The sequence below is a fragment of the Pseudoalteromonas sp. NBT06-2 genome (assembly GCF_002276045.1).
Taxonomy (GTDB): Bacteria; Pseudomonadota; Gammaproteobacteria; order Enterobacterales; family Alteromonadaceae; genus Pseudoalteromonas.
Genome location: NZ_NQMR01000390.1, coordinates 1 through 832 on the forward strand (window position 1 = coordinate 1; position 832 = coordinate 832).

At 32.1% G+C, this 832-nt stretch carries 1 protein-coding gene; it reads left to right on the forward strand.

Annotated elements, in window-relative coordinates:
* Nucleotides 1-36: 36 nt before the first annotated feature.
* On the forward strand, nt 37-832 hold a 796-nt coding region (locus tag CJF42_RS26245; protein WP_502694820.1), incomplete at its 3' end, for a cysteine--tRNA ligase.

The following is an 832-nucleotide window of genomic DNA, read 5'->3' on the forward strand; positions in this document are numbered from 1 at the left end:
TAAATTTAATCTGATTGGTATAAGACTGCGTGGCAAATAGCTCAGTATTTCGAAGATGTATTTCTAAAAGATACAGATAAGTTAAATATTAAACGTCCAAAAATAATTTGTCGTGCAACGGAGCATATTCAAGAGCAAATCGAATATATTTTAGAAATTGAAAAAAAAGGTTTTACTTACAAAATTGATGATGGCATTTATTTTAATACTCAAAAATTATCAGAACATAATTTTAACTACGGGCAATTAGCAAAACTCGCTATTGATGGGCTCCAACCAGGCGAAAGAGTCGACTTCGCTGATAAAAAAAATGCAACTGATTTTGCATTATGGAAATTTAGTAATAAAAAATTAGAGAGTCATGAATCAAGACAAATGGAGTGGGACAGTCCATGGGGCGTTGGTTTTCCAGGATGGCATATTGAATGCTCAGCTATGAGTGAAAAATACTTAGGGACTGTTTTTGATATACATGTGGGTGGAGAAGATCATATACCGATTCATCATTCAAACGAAATTTCACAATGTCAGGCGCGTCATGGGAAAAATCCTGCAAATTATTGGATGCATGGTTATTTTCTTAAATTGAATAAAGAAAAAATATCAAAATCTGGGAAGTCTCTACTATTAAAAAGTATAGAGGAAGAAAAAATAGATCCTTTAGCTTATCGTTATTTAATATTAACAAGTCATTATCGCAGTCAATTAAACTTTAGTTGGGACTCATTAAAATCGGCTAACATTGCATTAAATAGAGTTAAAACAGCTATGATTAATTTTCCTTCTGGTGGTAAAGTTAATAAGAAATTTGGTAACACCTCAATAACCCGTG